At 67.6% G+C, this 17,490-nt stretch carries 16 protein-coding genes; 12 read left to right on the top strand and 4 right to left on the bottom strand.

The genetic code is table 11. From position 1 onward, the window contains the following. Positions 1-62: 62 nt before the first annotated feature. Together DAA40_RS14555 and DAA40_RS14550 are read right to left on the bottom strand one after the other, a co-directional pair. The gene (locus DAA40_RS14555) at positions 63-1,259 is read right to left on the bottom strand and encodes an acetyl-CoA C-acetyltransferase (RefSeq protein ID WP_106850453.1); all 1,197 of its coding nucleotides are present in this window, start codon (positions 1,257-1,259) and stop codon (positions 63-65) included. Between the two features lie 43 nt (positions 1,260-1,302). Next, positions 1,303-2,919 carry an MFS transporter gene (locus DAA40_RS14550; protein WP_158716460.1) on the bottom strand — a complete coding sequence of 539 codons (1,617 nt, stop codon included), beginning with the start codon at positions 2,917-2,919 and terminating at the stop codon, positions 1,303-1,305. Between the two features lie 169 nt (positions 2,920-3,088). Here DAA40_RS14550 and DAA40_RS14545 point away from each other — a divergent pair, with 169 nt between their 5' ends. Beyond that, positions 3,089-3,457: a DUF2185 domain-containing protein gene (locus DAA40_RS14545; protein ID WP_106850451.1), complete on the top strand. Its 369-nt coding sequence runs from the start codon at positions 3,089-3,091 to the stop codon at positions 3,455-3,457. Between the two features lie 68 nt (positions 3,458-3,525). Then, a complete protein-coding gene (locus DAA40_RS14540) occupies positions 3,526-4,437 on the top strand; it encodes an alpha/beta hydrolase (RefSeq protein ID WP_106850450.1) in 912 nt (303 codons plus the stop codon). Positions 4,438-4,859: 422 nt separating this feature from the next. Here the strand turns inward: DAA40_RS14540 and DAA40_RS14535 are convergent, their stop codons facing one another. Then, on the bottom strand, positions 4,860-5,699 hold the full coding sequence (locus DAA40_RS14535) for a fumarylacetoacetate hydrolase family protein (protein WP_106850449.1): 840 nt from the start codon (positions 5,697-5,699) through the stop codon (positions 4,860-4,862). 124 nt (positions 5,700-5,823) lie between these two features. Between DAA40_RS14535 and DAA40_RS14530 the strand changes: the two genes are divergently transcribed. From DAA40_RS14530 to DAA40_RS14485, 10 genes are all read left to right on the top strand, one after another. After that, entirely contained in the window at positions 5,824-7,116 is a 1,293-nt protein-coding gene (locus tag DAA40_RS14530) for an O-acetylhomoserine aminocarboxypropyltransferase/cysteine synthase family protein (protein WP_106850448.1), read from the top strand. Next, positions 7,116-7,613 (top strand): CoA-binding protein, encoded by a 498-nt coding sequence (locus DAA40_RS14525; protein ID WP_106850447.1) that lies wholly within the window; start codon positions 7,116-7,118, stop codon positions 7,611-7,613. The genes DAA40_RS14530 and DAA40_RS14525 overlap by 1 nt, the downstream gene beginning before the upstream one ends. 146 nt (positions 7,614-7,759) lie before the next feature. Continuing rightward, complete coding sequence (locus DAA40_RS14520) at positions 7,760-9,355, top strand: AMP-binding protein (protein ID WP_106850446.1); 1,596 nt, start codon at positions 7,760-7,762, stop codon at positions 9,353-9,355. Between the two features lie 125 nt (positions 9,356-9,480). Then, positions 9,481-9,693, top strand: a complete 213-nt coding sequence (locus DAA40_RS14515) for a hypothetical protein (RefSeq protein WP_106850445.1) — start codon at positions 9,481-9,483, stop codon at positions 9,691-9,693. Between the two features lie 143 nt (positions 9,694-9,836). Then, the gene (locus DAA40_RS14510; RefSeq protein WP_106850444.1) at positions 9,837-10,865 is read left to right on the top strand and encodes a nitronate monooxygenase family protein; all 1,029 of its coding nucleotides are present in this window, start codon (positions 9,837-9,839) and stop codon (positions 10,863-10,865) included. Positions 10,866-11,042: 177 nt separating this feature from the next. Then, positions 11,043-12,899, top strand: coding sequence for an acyl-CoA dehydrogenase (locus DAA40_RS14505; RefSeq protein ID WP_106850443.1), 1,857 nt, complete (start codon positions 11,043-11,045; stop codon positions 12,897-12,899). A 209-nt stretch (positions 12,900-13,108) separates the two neighbouring features. Further along, complete coding sequence (locus DAA40_RS16530; protein ID WP_199849811.1) at positions 13,109-13,414, top strand: hypothetical protein; 306 nt, start codon at positions 13,109-13,111, stop codon at positions 13,412-13,414. 202 nt (positions 13,415-13,616) lie between these two features. After that, positions 13,617-14,687, top strand: coding sequence for an IS110 family transposase (locus tag DAA40_RS14495; RefSeq protein ID WP_106850442.1), 1,071 nt, complete (start codon positions 13,617-13,619; stop codon positions 14,685-14,687). Between the two features lie 124 nt (positions 14,688-14,811). Continuing rightward, positions 14,812-15,375: a hypothetical protein gene (locus DAA40_RS14490; protein WP_370430652.1), complete on the top strand. Its 564-nt coding sequence runs from the start codon at positions 14,812-14,814 to the stop codon at positions 15,373-15,375. Between the two features lie 88 nt (positions 15,376-15,463). Then, entirely contained in the window at positions 15,464-16,660 is a 1,197-nt protein-coding gene (locus DAA40_RS14485; protein WP_199849810.1) for a YihY/virulence factor BrkB family protein, read from the top strand. A gap of 80 nt (positions 16,661-16,740) precedes the next feature. Here the strand turns inward: DAA40_RS14485 and DAA40_RS14480 are convergent, their stop codons facing one another. Further along, on the bottom strand, positions 16,741-17,439 hold the full coding sequence (locus tag DAA40_RS14480; protein WP_199849809.1) for a TetR/AcrR family transcriptional regulator: 699 nt from the start codon (positions 17,437-17,439) through the stop codon (positions 16,741-16,743). Positions 17,440-17,490 lie beyond the last annotated feature (51 nt).

Genomic DNA, 17,490 nt, shown 5'->3' with positions numbered 1-17,490 from the left:
CTGCGGTACGTTTCGCCTCGCTATAGCGTGGCGAAACGTACCGCAGGTGGGTTTCTGGGTGGTTAGGCGCGCTCGAAGACGGCGGCCATGCCCTGGCCCGAGCCCACACACATGGTCTCCAGGCCGTACTTCGCATCGCGGCGCTGCATCTCGTGCAGCAGCGAGGTCATGATCCGGACGCCGGTCGCCGCGATCGGGTGACCGAGCGAGATGCCGCCGCCATTCACGTTCAGCTTCTCCGGGTCGTTCCACTCCCAGCCCTTGAGGACGGCGAGCACCTGCGCCGCGAAGGCCTCGTTGAGCTCGACCAGGTCGATGTCATCCCACGACAGCCCGTTCTTTCCGAACAGCTTCTGGACGGCGGGCACCGGGCCCCACCCCATCGTGCCGGGCTCGCAGCCGACCGCGCTCCAGCTGTGCAGGAAGCCCATCGGGGTCAGGCCGAGCTCGTCGAGCTTGTCCTCGGCAACGATCAGGCAGGCCGCCGCGGCGTCGTTCTGCTGGGAGGCATTGCCAGCGGTGACGACGCCGTCCTTGCGCAGCACCCGCAGCTTGGCCAGCGACTCCATCGTCGTGCCCGGTCGGATTCCCTCGTCCTTGGCGAACTGGATCGGATCGCCCTTGCGCTGCGGCACCTCGACGGGGACCACCTCGTCGTCGAATCGGCCGGCCTCCCACGCCTCGACCGCGCGCTGGTGCGAGCGCACGGAGTACTCGTCGGCCTCCTCACGCGTCACGCCCTGCTGCGCGGCCAGGATGTCCGCGGTCTCGATCATCCCGCTGATCTCCCCGTACCGCCATACCGGCTGCGAGCGCTCGCGGCCGCGATCTAGGCGGTCGTGCAGCATCATGCCGCCGGCTCTGGTGCCCCATCGGGCGCCGGTGGTGTAGTGCTCGATGCGGCTCATCGACTCGGCGCCGCCGGCGATGACGACGTCCGCGGCACCGGACTGCACCATCATGGCGCCGGTGACGATCGACATCAGACCGCCTGCGCAGCGGCGATCCAGCTGCATGCCGGGGGTCTCGGTGGGCAGATTGGCGTGCATGGCCACCCACCGACCGAGGCACGGCGTCTCGCCGTTGGGGTAGGACTGCGCGAACACGACGTCCTCGATGAGCGCCGGGTCGACGTCCGAGCGCTGCATGACCTCCTTGACGACGGTCGCGGCGAGGTCCTCGACGGGGACGTCCTTCAGCGAGCCGCCGTAGGCGCCGACGGCGGTGCGGACGGGGTTCACGATGGCGGCTCTGCGCATGGGATCTCCTCTGGTCGCTGTTCTCTCGGACTCTATCCAGGTATCAGGCGGTGGGTCGACGGTCTGCGGGGCGAGCGGACGGACGGCGACGGGCCGCCGGACGACGGGGCGTCCTGGGCGCTCGGCGCATCACCGGCACCGCTGCGGCCCGTGGCGGGTCGGTCAGTGGCGGGTCGGTCAGTGGCGACTCGGCCAGTGGCGACTCGGTCAGCGGCGAGTCTGTCTCGGTGGAGATGAGCGCAGCAGGCGGCTGAACTGTTGGGGCGAGGGCGGGCACGTCAGGAATCCGCCACGCGAACACGAACGCCAGCAGGCACCCCGCCACCGCGAGCGCGAAGCACAGCTGAAAGGGGTTCAACGGTCCATACTGCGTTCCGCCAGGTACGAACGCGGTCGCGAGAATGCCACCGTGAACCGCGGAGGCCAGCGAGGTTCCGATCGCGTGCGAGAGCTGGTTGACGCTGCTAGCGGCACCGGTCTGCGAGACCGGCACCGACCGCAGGATGATCGCCGGCGCCGCGGCGTACGCCAGGGCGACTCCCGACCCGACGAGCATCGTCAGCAGAACGGCCTGCCAGATGCCGTCCAGGAAGAACACGCCCACCATGAAGCCGACGGCGACGATCGAGATTCCTACCATGAAAGCCATCCGCGGCCCGCGTTGCTGAATCACGCGGGCGGCGTACGGCGACATGAGCATCATCAGGAAGCCCATCGGTGCGGCACAGACGCCGGCTACCACCATGCTCTGCCCGAGCCCGTACCCGGTCGCGGTCGGCGCCTGCAGCAGCTGGGTGACGACGAGGTTGCAGCTGTAGAAGGCGAACCCGACGGCGATCGAGGCGAGGTTGATATTGCGCACGGCGGGCCGCGAGGTCACCGCGAGGTCGACCAGGGGATGCGGCGTACGCCGCTCGACGCGCACAAATGCCAGCAGGAGAAGAGCGGCGCCGGCGAAGCCCCCGAGCACGCCCGGGTCGAGCCACCCCCAGGTCTGGGTCTTCGTGAAGGCGAACAGCACGAGCAGCAGCACCGCCGAGAGCACGAGCGCGCCGGCGAAGTCGAAGCCGCCCCCAGACCGCTCCTCCGTCTCAGGGACCAGGATCGCGATGGCGGCGACGGCGATGATGCCGAGAGCCGCCGACCCCACGAACAGGCAGTGCCACGAGAGATGCTGCGCGACGATCGCCGAGGCGGGCAGACCGACTGCACCGCCGATGCCCAGTGTGGCGCTCATCAGGGCGACCGCGGATCCCAACCGGTGTGCTGGTAGGACGTCACGCATGAGGCTGATACCGAGCGCGAGCGCACTGACGCCGACTCCCTGCAGGGCCCGGCCGACCAGCATCGGCGCCAGGCTCGAGGAGAGCGCGCACAGCACCGATCCGGCAATCATGAAGCCAAGCGTCAGCAGCAGCATGCGGCGTTTGCCCACCATGTCGGCGAGCCGCCCGGCGATCGGCGTGCTCACCGCGCCGACCATCAGGGTCACGGTGAGCACCCAAGTGGCGTCGTCCGCGGCTGCATCGAGGATCCGCGGCAGGTGGGGCATCAGCGGGATGACGAGCGTCTGCATCACGCTCACCGTGACGCCGGTGAGCGACAGGATCGCGACCAGCGGACCTGTTCGCGATGTGTAGTGACGTGAGCGCAGGGACATCCGCATCCAGATCCATGCGTCGGCAGTGGCGCACTGCGCGGTTGTTAGTAGTGCGAACGATTTTACCTCAGTTCGGCGTCCACCGAAATGGCGCGGCCGTCGTAGCGGGCGCAGGCGTCATACGCTGGTACCCGCCCTGCCATCCCCCACGTGCGAAGGAAGCCGCCTCATGGCCGAGCAGATCGTCTTCATCCCGAACGCCGGCGCGTGCATGACGACGAAGAACGTGACGTCCGGAGTCGCTCCGGTTCGCTGGATGGACCGCGAGCCCTCCCGCGATGGCAAGGTCGACAACGGCTGGCGGATCTTCAGCGCCGCGGACACCAGCGAGTACCTGGAGGACACCGCCAACTGGCAGGTGGTGGACTTCAACACCGTCTGCAACATCGAGCCCGCCCTGATCGGCATCTGGGATCTACCGATCGGTTCCCAGCTCGAGCTGCGGGTCGCGGACGGCCGCCGGTCGATCGTCGACTCGAGGACCGGCCGCGTCATCCCGGAGGAGGCGTTGTTCGTCCCGTCACGGCCACCCCGGTGACCCGAGCGGTTTGCATAGCGGACGGCGCGAAGTAGTTTCGGAAAGAAGCCGACCCCCAGGAGACCGCCATGCCAGTTGACCCCGACACCCAGAAGCTGCTCGACCAGATCGCGGCGGCGGGCGCTCCGCCGATCTTCGACGGTACGGACGTCGCAGCCTCCCGTGCTGCCTACCGCACCGCCGCGCTCGCGGCTGCCGCGGGCCTTGAGGGGCTGCAGGTGGAGGACCGCCTGCTCGAGGCCAGCGGCCGGTCGGTACCCATTCGGGTATATTCCACGGGCTCGGGGAAGCCGGGAACTGTGGTGTTCTTCCACGGTGGTGGCTGGGTAGTCGGCGATCTCGACACACACGATCGGTTCTGCAGCCGTATCGCCCGTGACACGGGTCGTGTCGTGGTCTCGGTGGACTACCGACTCGCGCCCGAGCACCCGTTCCCCGCGGCGTACGACGACTGCTGGGCGGCGCTCTCGACGATCGCCGCCGACCTGGACTCGTACGGCGGAGGGAAGCTGGCGACGGCCGGGGACTCGGCCGGCGCGAATCTCGCCGCGGCCGTTGCGCAACAGGCCCGTGACGAGGGTGTCGAGCTGGCGGCGGCCCTGCTGCTATACCCGGTGACCGACCTCCAGGGCGACTACCTGTCGAGGACCCAGAACGCGACCGGCTACCGGCTCACCCGCTCCGACATCGACGCCTTCGAGGAGGCGTACGCCGCCGACGAGGACCGCGCCGATCCGCGGATGTCACCGCTGTATGGCGATCCAGTCGGACTGTGCCCGACGATCGTCGCAGTGGCCGGTTACGACCCGCTGCGCGACGAAGGGACGGCGTACGCCGAGGTGCTGCAGAAAGCCGGGGTCGACGTCACGCTGCGCGCCTACCCGACGCTGATCCACGGCTTCTTCGGCATGGCCGGCATCTCGAAGGCCTGTGATTCAGCGGCCGCCGAGCTCACCACCGACCTCGCCACGTACCTCTAGCCCCGCAGTCGTCCCTACGCCGCCCCGCGGTCGTCCCCGCACCACGGACGCGGCCTCAACACGGTCTTCGTCCCCACGCCGCCGACGGCGCCCTCGACACGGTCGTCGACGTGCGCACGCAGTGCGCACGGAGACGCCGCAGGACAACAATGTCCGCAACCACCGCCAACGGCGTACCGGCGCGCCGCTGGCCAACCTGCACCAGACCCGCCCGGCGCAAGAGAACCAGCACCCCACGACGTCTCTGCCCGGCTACGCCGGACATCGACGACCGTGTGAACCAACCCCGCACCACGGACGGAAGCAAATCGACCGCGCACCGCGGACGGAGCCCTCACCACGGTCGTCGACGAGCGCGAAGCGCACGGAGACGCGGCAGGACGACAGTGCCCGCAACCACGAGCGAGCGGTGGTGGGTGGGATCAGGAGCGGAAGGCCTGGCGCATGGTGCCGATGCCTTCGATCCAGGACTCGAGGACGTCGCCGTCGTTGAGGAACTGGCGCGGCTTGCGGCCCTGGCCGACCCCGGCCGGCGTCCCGGTCCAGATCAGGTCGCCCGGGTAGAGCTCGACGATCGACGACAGATCGGCGATCGCCTTAGGGATCGGGAAGATCATCTCGCCGGTGCGCCCGTCCTGGCGCGACTCGCCGTTGACCGAGCACCCGAGCCGGATGTCGTCCCGGTTGTTCATCTCGTCCGGGGTCACCACGACCGGACCCATCGGCGAGTAGTTGCGGAAGGACTTCGCGATCGAGAACTGACGCGTTCCGCGGCCCTGCCGGCGGCGAGCCGAGATGTCCTGGCCCATCGTGAGACCAGCGACGTGGTCCCACGCGTCCGCCTCAGAGATGTCGCGGCCGCCGGCGCCGATGACGACGACCAGCTCGACCTCCCAGTCGATCAGGTCGCCCTCGACCAAGGGCACCTCCGCGATCGGACCGCAGAAGGATGACGACCATTTGGTGAAGACCTGCAGCTCCTCCGGCAGGTCCATCCCGGTCTCGGCGGCGTGGTCCTTGAAGTTCAGCCCGAGCGCGAAGGTCTGCTTCGGGAACGGCACCGGCGCCTCGAGGTCCTCCTTGGCCAGCTCGCTACCCCGGGGCAGGTCCGCGCTCGAGGCCCAGGCGACGAACTCATCCCACCGTTCGTAGATCGCGGTCGGGTCCGACCCGAACCGACCGCCGCTCACCTGCTCCACATCGACACCCTCGTGACCCGCAGTCATCAGGTGTAGTCGCCCGCCGACGTTCGCTACTCGCATCACTTGCTCCTCGTGGATCGGCTCGGCCCGGACACGGGCTGTCGCTCGACCCTATAAGCCGGACGCCGGCGCCGGTCGCCACGGTCTACCATCGACGCAGACCACCCGGAAAGACAGGCAACAGATGGGCGAGCACCAGTTCGGCTTCCGCACCCGCGCCCTTCACGCGGGCGGAACGCCTGACGCCGTCACCGGCGCTCGGGCGGTCCCGATCTACCAGAGCACGTCGTTCGTGTTCGAGGACGCCGACGACGCGGCCAACCTGTTCGCACTTCAGAAGTACGGCAACATCTACTCGCGCATCGCCAACCCGACCGTCGCGTCGTTCGAGGAGCGCATGGCCTCCCTCGAAGGTGGCATCGGCGCGGTCGCCGCCTCGTCCGGCATGAGCGCCGAGTTCCTGGTCTTCGCCGCCCTCGCAGGTGCAGGCGATCACATCGTGGCCGCATCCCAGCTGTACGGCGGGACCGTCACCCAGCTCGACATCACGTTGCGCCGCTTCGGCGTGTCCACCACCTTCGTGCCCGGCACCGACCCCGCCGACTACGCGGCCGCGATCACAGACCGCACGCGCGCCGTCTACGCCGAGACGATCGCCAACCCGTCAGGCGAGATCGCCGATATAGCGGGACTCGCTGAGGTCGCGCACGCTGCCGGCCTGCCTCTCGTCATCGACTCGACGCTCGCCACGCCCTACCTGATCCGCCCACTCGAGCACGGGGCCGACATCGTGATCCACTCGGCGACGAAGTTCCTCGGCGGACACGGAACGACCCTCGGCGGCGTCGTCGTCGAGTCGGGCCGCTTCCCTTGGGACAACGGGAACTTCCCCGATATGACCACCCCTGTTCCGTCGTACGGCGGCGTGACCTGGCACGGCAACTTCGGGGAGTACGGGTTCCTTACGAAGCTGCGCATGGAGCAGCTGCGCGACATCGGTCCCGCTCTTACGCCGTTCGCTGCTTTCCAGCTGCTACAGGGCATCGAGACGCTCGCTCAGCGCATGGATGAGCATGTCGCCAACGCCCATCGGGTAGCCCAATGGCTTGAGGCGGACGAGCGCGTCGCCTACGTGAACTACGCCGGTCTCCCCTCACACATTCACTACGAACGCGCCAAGCGGTACCTGCCGCAGGGCCCCGGATCGGTATTCTCGTTCGGCGTCCGCGGTGGTCGCGAGACCGGCGAACGGTTCATCGAGGCCTGTCAGCTCGCCTCGCATCTGGCCAATGTCGGCGATACACGCACCCTCATTCTTCATCCGGCGTCCACCACGCATCGCCAGCTCACGCACGATCAGCTCGCGACCGCCGGAGTGCCCGACGACCTGATCCGCATCTCGGTCGGGCTGGAGGACGTCGACGACATCCTCTGGGATCTCGACCAGGCGCTGACAACCGCGATGAAGGGGAAGTGATGGCTGAGCGCACCTGGGTAGGTCCCACCGCCGCCGAGCGACTGCGCTACCTCGGCGAGGCCCGCAGCATCGCGATCGTCGGCGCGTCGTCGAAGCCATCCCGCGCGTCGTACTTCGTCGCCACCTACCTGCTGTCGTCGGCGCCGTATGACCTCTACTTCGTGAACCCGGTGGAGAAGCAGATCCTGGGGCACCCGGTCTACCCCTCCCTGGCCGAGCTACCGGAGACCGTCGACATCGTCGACGTCTTCCGGAAGGACGCCGACCTCCCCGGCGTCGCGGAGGAGACGATCGAGCACGGCGCGAGGACCCTCTGGATCCAGCTCGGCCTCTGGAACGAACAGGCCGCCCGCACCGCCGAGGGTGCCGGGCTGAACGTCGTCATGGACCGCTGCCTAAAGATCGAGCATGCACGCTTCCACGGCGGGCTACACCTCGCCGGCTTCGACACCGGCGTGATCAGCGCCAAGCGGCAGGTCGTCGCGCCTCGCCACTGATTCGGCCGAGGGCCGATGCCCATCAGCGCCGAGCCCGCGCCGGACAAGCTTGCGGCGCCATCCGTGGCCTACTTCGAAGCAGGCGGCTGGGTCTGACACGCGGGTCATGATAGACAGTCAGTGACCCGCGACACATTGGAGCCGCCATGACCTCTGCCCGTCAGTCCTACGAGCTTCCCGCGCCAGTCGCCGAAGGCGCCCAGGGCGAGCCGATCCGCAATCTCGCTGACATCCTTCGTCAGCGCCGCGGGATCTCCGACGATGTCGTCGCTCTGAAGGGCAGCGACTTCTCCGAGACCTACCGCGAGCTCGACACCCGCTCCAGCCAGCTCGCGCACGCCCTCAGGGCCGACGGCATCGAGCCCGGCGACCGGATCGCGATCTTCAGCGCGAACAACCAGTACTTCATGGAGATCGTCTTCGCGGCCGCGAAGATCGGCGCGATCGCCGCTCCGATCAACACCCGGCTGTCGGAGAAGGAGGTGCTCGCCCTGATGGGCACCTGCGAGCCGAAGGTGCTGTTCGTGGGCGAGGCAGAGAAGGCTGCGGCGCCCGCTCAGGACGCCGTCCCCGGGCTCGCCCGGCTCCTGGATGCCCAGTCATACGAGGAGTACATCGCCGGGCAGCCGACGGACGACCCCGGGTACGAGGCGACCCCCGACGAGGTGGCCGTCCTGCTGTTCTCGAGCGGGACGACGGGCCTGCCGAAGGGCATCCAGCTCACCGGCCGCAACTTCAGCACGAATCTCGCCGACAAGATCCCCGGGGACGACTACGACGGCCCGCGGGTCGCGATGGCGCCGGTCCCGTTCTTCCACGTCACCGGCCTCACGAGCGCACTGGGTTCGATGAACAAGGGCTCCACCCTCATCCTCCGGCTGCCTACGGGGATCGCCGACCTGATGAGCCTGCTCATCGATGAGAAGGTCACCCACGCGGTCGGCGTCCCGACGATCATCCAGATGCTCACCCAGCTCCCCGAGGCCAAGGACGCCGACTGGTCCCATCTCAAGCAGTTCGGGTACGGAGGCGCACCGATGCCACTGCCGGTGATCTATGCCGCCCACGAGGTCCTCGGGTGCGAGCTGGTACAGGGTTACGGGCTCACCGAGACGTGCGCGGCCGTCACCGCGCTCTGGCCCGACGACCACCGGCCCAAGCCGGGCCGTGAGCGCCAGGTCGGGTCGGTCGGGAAGGCGCTACCGGGGGTGGAGATCAAGATCGTCGATCCCGCGACGAAGCAGGAGGTGCCGGTCGGCGAGCGCGGCGAGGTGTACGTCCGCGGGTCGCGGGTCACCCCCGGCTACTGGAACCGGCCGGAGGAGGATGCGAAGGCCTTCAGCGAGGACGGTTGGTTCGCGACCGGGGACGGCGGCTCGCTGGACGAGGAGGGCTATCTCTATCTGCACGACCGGATCAAGGACATGATCGTCACGGGAGCGGAGAACGTGTACCCGGCCGAGGTCGAGAGCACACTCTCCGGGCACCCCGGCATCGCCGAGGTCGCGGTGATCGGCGTCCCGTCCGAGAAGTGGGGCGAGTCGCCGTACGCCGTGGCCGTGCGCCGACCGGGTGCGCAGGTGACAGCGGAGGAGATCATCGACTGGAGCCGTGAGCAGATCGCGCACTACAAGTGCCCGGTCGGCGTCACCTTCGTGGACGTCCTGCCCCGCAACCCGAACGGCAAGCTGCTCAAGCGCGTTCTGCGCGAGCAGTTCAGCGACCTGGCTGCGCCCGTCTGAGCCACAGCACCAGCCGGCGCAGCGTCCATTCGATCCCGAGGGCACGTAACCCACGTGCCTCGTGAGCGAATGGCTGATAACATGAATGCACTTATTCGCATATGTTCATCTAACAAGGAGCCACGATGACTGCGACCGCCGATTCGAAGACCTGCCAGTGCCCCAACTGCGAGGACACCTGCGATCAGTGCACCTGCAAAGCCTGCGAGTGCGAGAACTGCATGCATGCCGAGTGCACCTGCGCCAAGTGCGACGCCGCGGGCACCTGCGACTGCAACACCTGCAACTGCCAGGACTGCGAGTGCAACACCTGCCAGAAGATGCACAAGCACGACTGACGCCATTGCGCACCGGCTGCCCGCCGCTCTGCTACGCGCAGGGGGCGGGCGTCCGCTTTTCGGCGCCTGAGTGAACGGTCACGTCACCGGCCCCCGCTACCATCGACGCGCACCGGAAGACCCCCGAGCATCGGAGTCTCACGATGACCTTTGACCTCAGCGCGTTGACGCAGCCGATCGTCGGCGCCCCCATGGCCGGCGCATCCACCCCAGAGCTGGTGGCCGCGACCAATGCGGCCGGCGGCCTCGGCTTCCTCGCGGCCGGATACCGGACGGCCGAGCAGATGCACGAGCAGATCGTGCGTACGCGTGAGCTGACCGACCGACCCTTCGGCATCAACCTCTTCTCGCCGCAACATCAGCGCAGTGCCGACCAGGCTGACGAGATCGCGGCGTACGCCGAGGTTCTCGCTCCGTTCGCCGAGCAGGTCGGCGCCGCCGTCGGCAAGCCGGAGTTCAACGACGACGACTTCGAGGCCAAGATCGACATCCTGGTCGACGACCCGATCGAGCTGGTGACCTTCACCTTCGGGGCGATCCCGGCCGATGTCATCCAACGACTGCAGCGCTCGGGCTCGACCGTCGGCTTCACCGTCACCAGCGCCGACGAGGCGCGTCGCGCGGAGGACCTCGGCGCCCAGCTGCTGATCGCTCAGGGCGCCAACGCGGGCGGTCACCGCGGCACCTGGAGCATGACGGTCGAGCCCAACACGTTACCCGCCGCGACCGTGATCGAACGGGTCCGCCGGGTGACCCCGCTGCCGCTCATCGGCGCAGGCGGCGTGGGCAGCGGCGCCGACGTCCAGGAGCTACTCGATGCCGGCGCGGACGCCGTCGCGGTCGGGACCTTGCTGGTCGCCTCCCACGAGAGCGCCTCCCCGGAGGCCTACAAGGACGCGCTCACCTCCGGCCGCTATACCGAGACGATGCTCACGCGCGCCTTCTCCGGACGGTTCGCTCAAGGCCTGGCCAACGAGCTGATGCGAGCGGGGGATCCGGAGGCTCCGAACGCCTACCCCGACGTCCACTACATGACCGCCCCGATCCGCGCGGCCGGTGGCAAGTCCGGGGACGCCTCGGTGCTCGCGCTGTGGGCAGGTGCGGGCTATCAATCCGCGACCCGTCGTCCCGCACAGCAGATCATCGACGAGCTGGTCGCCGGCCTCACCTAGGTTCTGCTCCGAAAGCGGCCCGCCGCGGGTCGCTCGCCGACCCGCGGAGTTGTGGAACACGGCCAGGGGCGCCTTGCGTGCTCCACCGCCCGCCGCCCGGCGTTCCGGTTGCACGTGGTTACTCGCGAGTAATATAGTGCCTACCGTTCAGTAACCTTCCGCTCGCAGGGGGCAGCCGTGGCTCATTTCAAGCCGAACATGCGCGACATCGAGTTCAACCTCTTCGAGGTCCTCGGTACCGACCAGAACCTCGGCACCGGCGCCTTCGAAGAGCTCGATCTCGACACCGCGAAGGACTTCCTCGCCCAAACGCTGAAGATGACGACGTCGGATGCCTTCTGCGAGTCCTTCGCGGACGCCGACCGCACCCCGCCGGTCTACGACCCCAGCGACTTCACGGTCGAGATCCCCGAGAGTTTCAAGAAGTCTTTCCAGATGCTGATGGACTCCGGCGGCCACTTCCTCGACATGAACGCCGAAATGGGCGGCACCCCCGCGCCGCGCACCCTCTGGTGGGCGATCTCGGAGCTGATCCTCGGCGCCAACCCGGCGGCATACATGTACGCCGCGGGCCCCGCCTTCGCCAACATCCTCTACGGCATCGGCACCGATGAGCAGCAGCGGTGGGCCAAGCTGTTCATCGACAACCTGTGGGGCGCCACGATGGTGCTGACCGAGCCGGACGCCGGTTCGGACGTCGGCGCCGGCACCGCCAAGGCCTTCCAGAACGAGGACGGCACGTGGCGGATCGAGGGCGTGAAGCGCTTCATCACCTCGGCCGAGCACGACATGACCGAGAACATCATCCACTACGTGCTGGCCCGCCCCGAGGGCGTCGACGGTGCGGGCGGACCGGGCACCAAGGGCCTGTCGCTGTTCATCGTGCCCAAGTTCCACTTCGACCCCGAGACCGGCGAGCTCGGCGAGCGCAACGGCGCGTTCGTCACGAACGTAGAGAAGAAGATGGGCATCAAGGTCTCCACGACCTGCGAGCTGACCTTCGGCCAGCACGGCACCCCAGCGATCGGCTACCTGGTCGGCAATGTCCACGCGGGCATCAAGCAGATGTTCCACATCATCGAGTACGCCCGGATGTTCGTCGGCACCAAGGCGATGGCCACCCTGTCGACGGCGTACGGCAACGCCCTCGAGTACGCGAAGACCCGCAAGCAGGGCGCAGACCTCGCGCAGCAGCTCGACAAGTCCGCACCGCGCGTCGAGATCATCAACCACCCCGACGTCAAGCGCTCGCTGATGACCCAGAAGGCGTACGCCGAGGGGTTGCGCGCGCTGGTCCTCTACACCGCGAGCATCCAGGAGCAGGTCCAGATCGCCGCCCACGCCGGCGACGCCGAGCAGGTCGACAAGCTTGAGCGCGTCAATGACCTGCTTCTCCCACTGGTGAAGGGCTGCGGCTCGGAGCGCGCCTACACCCTCATCGGCACCGAGTCGCTGCAGACCTTCGGTGGCTCGGGCTACCTGCAGGACTACCCGATCGAGCAGTACGTGCGCGACTCCAAGATCGACACCCTCTACGAAGGCACGACCGCGATCCAGGGGATGGACTTCTTCTTCCGCAAGGTCGTACGTGACCAGGGACAGTCGCTGGCGTACGTCGCCGAGCAGATCAAGCAGCTGGCCGAGACCGACGAGATCGCGGACGCGCTCAAGGACGTGCAGAAGAACGTGCACCAGGCGCTCACGGACGTCGAGGGCATGCTCGGCACGATCACGAACTTCCTAATGAGCGCGCAGGAAGACATCACCAACATCTACAAGGTCGGGCAGAACACCTCACGGCTGCTGCTCGCCGTCGGCGATCTGGCGATCGGGTGGCTGCTGCTGCGGCACGCCGTCGTCGCCCAGGCCGCGATCGACGCCGGGGCGAGCGGTGCCGACCTCAGCTTCTATCAGGGAAAGGTCGCCTCGGCCCGGTTCTTCGCCGCGCAGGTACTCCCCCGGCTTGCTGCGGAGAAGGCAGTGCTCGAGGCAACCGACAACTCCCTGATGGAGGTTCCGGTGGAGGCCTTCTAGCCCCCGGAACAGCGGCCCCGGGCCACACATCGAAGCCAGTCAATCCTCCGCCCCCGTCGGATCGGCTGGCTTCGTCGCATCCGTCGCGACAGTGAGGCCGGGTCTCGACCGCAGCGATAGCGCCGCAGCCGCCATGACCTACTTCACAAACGTGGTTACTCTTCGGTAGGTTCTGTCCCCAGCTCGCCCCCGAAGCCATGGAGACGCCGATGCGCACGAAGTTGATGACCACGATCCTGGGCGCTGTCGCGGCCACCGCCGTCGCCCTCGCAACTCCAGCTACCGCAGCGCCCGCGCCCGCCAAGGTGGTCCAGCTCGGCGACTCGTACTCCTCGGGCAACGGCGCGCGAGCCGCGGACGGCAAGGCGCACTACGAACCGGTGGCGCCCGACTGCTACCGCAGCCCCGGAAACTATGGGCAGCAGTTCGCCACCTCGATCGGCGGCTCGTACGTCTGTCAGTCTGTTTCTACCGGGTTCCGCAAGAATCGGGTAGTCCCGGCCGGAGTGCTCTGACCCATGCTTACGATTGGCCCGCAGGGTGCCTCAGCGTTGATCTGTCGAGCCTCCGGCCGGGCGCGCAGCAAGCGCTGCCGCCGGATCGGGCGTGACCTAATAGGAGCCTGGAGCAGCCTGGTCAAAGCGTCCCCATGACAGTCCTGTCCGCCCGCCGGCGACAGCGTGATACCCACGCTAATCGGCAGGAGGACCAGAAGCTATGGCCACCATAGAGGCCGCCCGATCCGGGCACGTCGTCATCGGGGTCGACACCCACAAGCACATCCACGTCGCTGCTGTGATGGATTCTATCGGCGGGATCCTGGCCACGCTCACGATCGCTACTGATGCTGCGGGCTATAAGCAGCTGCTGGACTGGGCCAGTGGGTTCGGGAAGATCATGGCCTTCGGCATCGAGGGAACTGGCTCCTATGGGGCTGCACTCACCTCATTCCTGAGGCGGCATGACCACAAAGTCATCGAGGTCGCCCGGCCGGATCGCCGGCTACGGCGCCTGAACGGCAAGTCAGACCCCCTGGATGCTGAGAACGCCGCCCGGGCCGTACTGGCGGGATTCGCCACCGCAGTCCCCAAGAGCGCCGACGGTGCGGTAGAGATGATCCGGCAGCTGAAGGTCGCTCACGATACAGCGGTCAAGGACAGGACCGGGGCGATGGTCACGCTCAAAGCCATGCTCGTCCACGCCTCAGAAGAGCTGCGCCGTGAAACAGCCGGGAAGACCCAGAAGATGATCGCTCGCCACTTTGCTCTCCTGCGTCCACGCGGGCTGAATACCCCGGAGGATGCCAACCGCCACGTACTGCGTTCGATCGCGAAACGCTGGATCGCACTCAATGACGAGATCACGGAGCTAGAGGCCATGATCAAGGACCTCGTGGCCCAGCGGGCACCGCATCTGCTGGATCGCTTCGGCATCGGCGTTGATACCGCCGCGGAGATCCTCATCGTCGTCGGCGACAACCCCGAGCGCATCAAAAGTGAAGCAGCGTTTGCGAAACTTGCCGGCATCAGTCCCATTCCGGCAGGGTCAGGGATGACCTGCGGGAAACATCGCATCAACCGTGGCGGGCACCGACAGCTCAATGCCGCGATCTACCGCACCGTAATCGTTAGGATGAGATTCCACGAACCAACGATCGCCTACGTTGCCCGCCGCACCGCCGAGGGCAAGTCCAAACGCGACATTATCCGATGCTTGAAACGCTACGTAATCCGAGAGGTCTACCACCTGGTCAAAACGGACCCCCACACCGGCGAGATCCGCAGTTGACAACTATAGGAGCATCAACGCCGCCTGTAGCGGCGCCACCACCGCCGACCTGCTGAATCCGAACCCGGGGACCGGGCAGCCGGCGCAGGCCGACGCGGTCGACCAGAGTGCCGACATCGTCCTGATGACCATGGGCGGCAACGACGTCGGTTTCACCGACATCGTCGTCCAGTGCTTCGTGCTGCGGCTCGGGGACCCCTGCCGCAACGCACTCCAGGGAGCGATCGCCGACATCCCCGCGATGAAGGAGCAGCTCGTCGCCGGCATGACCGTCATCCGCTCGAAGATGCGACCGGACGCCCAGTTCATGCTCATCGGCTACCCGAACCTCACCCGCGCGACGACGTACGGCCTGCTGTCCACGCAGGGCTGGTACGACGTGAAGGCGGATCTCGCGAAGCTGATGAGCCTGGGGGCCCAAGTCCAGCAGGAGGCGGTGGACGCCGTGAACGCGAGCTCCGGCAAGAAGTCGACGTACTACATCAGCACCGTGGACGAGGCGTACGCCGGCCACGAGATCAACCAGAACAACCTGCTGCCCAACCCGAACGACTGGTTGTGGAACGTCGGCGAGACCTGGGTGATCCCCGAGACCTACCACCCCAAGCCGGCAGGGTGGGCCGCGGCGGCTCAGCAGGTGAGTGCCGAGTACGCCAAGCACCCGCTGAAGAAGACCGGCAAGTACTGATTCGTGCACGCCGGACTGCAGGGGTGAGCGCTGACCGGCTCGACGTGCCTCGACCCGACCAGCCCTGCATGGTGGTAGTTGTGGACGGGTGACCAGCGATCCGGCCCTTCCCGCAGGTGACGACGCCACCGTGGCGGACTCCGAGGGCCGGCCCGAGGGGAGCGAGCCCGGCACCCGCCGGTTCCGGCGCAACCCGGTGCGCCCGACGACGTCCGACCCGGGTCGCACTCGCTGGCACGATCCCGAGCGCGGTCCGGACCCGACCGAGGACGGCCCGGTACGCAAGAGGTGGCGCAAGGTTCTCGGTCGGACGGCCTCCAAGGCATGGGACGACTCGCTGTTCGGCATGAGCTCGCAGGCGGCCTTCTGGTGCGCGCTGTCGACCGCGCCAATGCTGCTCGCCCTGCTGGGACTCATCGGCCCGCTGATGCGTACCTTCAACCCCAGCGCGATCCCGCAGATCAGAGAGCAGATCGATCGCTTCCTGCTGAGCGTGTTCAACGAGGAGATCGCCGAGAACCTGATCGGCAGCATGATCGACCAGATCCTCAACAACCAGGGCAGCGTGGTCTCGATCGGTCTGCTGATCAGCCTCTGGGCCGGCTCATCGGCGATGGCGGCGTTCGTCGAGGCGATCACGAGCGCCTACAACCAGCACGAGGTACGCCACCCGGTCAAGGAACGCTTCTTCGCACTCGGGCTTTATCTCGGCGCCCTGCTCGCGGGCATCGTGATGCTGCCGCTGCTGGCGATCGGCCCCCGGTACCTCGTCGGTCTGTTTCCCGACGACCTGCAGGACGACGTGTCGCTGGTGATCCAGATCAGCTACTTCCCGGCGCTGCTGATCGCCCTCATCCTGCTCGTCGCGACGCTCTACAAGGTCGCGCCTCAGCACCGTCACCCATGGAAGCGGGGCCTTCCTGGAGCGCTGCTCGCCGGCGTCCTGTTCCTGATCCTGTCGATCGGCCTGCGCCTCTACCTGGAGTACGTCTACTCACACGGACTGACCTACGGTGCGCTGGCGACCCCCATCACCTTCCTGCTGTTCTACTACTTCGCCTCAATGGCGATCGTCATCGGCGCGCAGTTCAACAACGCGCTGCTCGAGTACCACCCGCCGCGGAAGGTCTCCGGCCGGCTCGTGCCGCTGCCGCTGGACGGCGCGGGCCCGACACGAGCGGTGGGCGGCCCGGAGCCTGACGACGGGCTACCCGAGGACCATGACGCAGCCGGAGCCCACCGGCCCATGCGGCCCCTGCGAGGACGCCGGCACCAACCGGAGTGACGACCGCCGCAGGCCATGGACCAAGGTAGGCGTCTCGGGGCCAGTGGCGCTGACGCCCCCCCGTACTCGCAAGACGCCGCTCAGGCCATGAGGGCGGCGAGGGTCATCCGCACCAGCACGGGTTTCACCTCGGCCGGGTCACCATGTCGCACGCTGTGCGGGGTGGAGTTCAGCAACCCGATCGCCGCCTGCACCTTGAGCCGAGCCTGCTCTCGGGTGGACTCCGGCTCCAGAGCGAGCAGTTGGTCGACCCACAGCTCGACGTACTCGCGCTGCGCACGGCGTACGGCGCCCGATGAGTCCTCATCGAGGGTCCCCAGATCGCGGTTGTGCACCCGGATCCGGTCGGTCTCGCCGAGCGCGAAGTCCGCGTGGAAGTCGACGAGCGCCTCCAGCGCCTCCTTGGGGGTGGGCGCCGCCGCCACCCGCAACCGAGCGCCACCGACCAAGCGCTGGGAGACGTCCTCGAGGACGGCGGCCAGGATCGCCTGCTTGTTGGAGAAGTGCCGGTAGAGCGCCGGGCCGCTGATGCCGACCGCGGAGGCGATCTCCTCGAGGGAGACGCCGCGGAAGCCGTGCCGGGCGAAGAGCCGGGCGGCCTCGAGGAGGAGCCGATCGGTGCGCTCGGCCTTCTGCCTGGTGCGCGCGCTGACGCTGTCGGCGCGGACATCGGCGGCTCCTGGCGTTTCCGCCCCGCCCGCTCGCGCTGGCCCCGACCGACCACCATCGGAGGGTGTTGCCTGGGGCACACCACCGGCGGTGGTCTGGGCTCTGGACACGTCTCATACCGTACGCTAGATTCTTCAGTTAGTGAACATTAACTAACCCAA

Origin of the sequence: Blastococcus sp. Marseille-P5729 (genome assembly GCF_900292035.1) — a bacterium.
Lineage (GTDB): Bacteria > Actinomycetota > Actinomycetes > Mycobacteriales > Antricoccaceae > Cumulibacter.
This window is presented reverse-complemented; position numbering and strand designations above follow the sequence as displayed.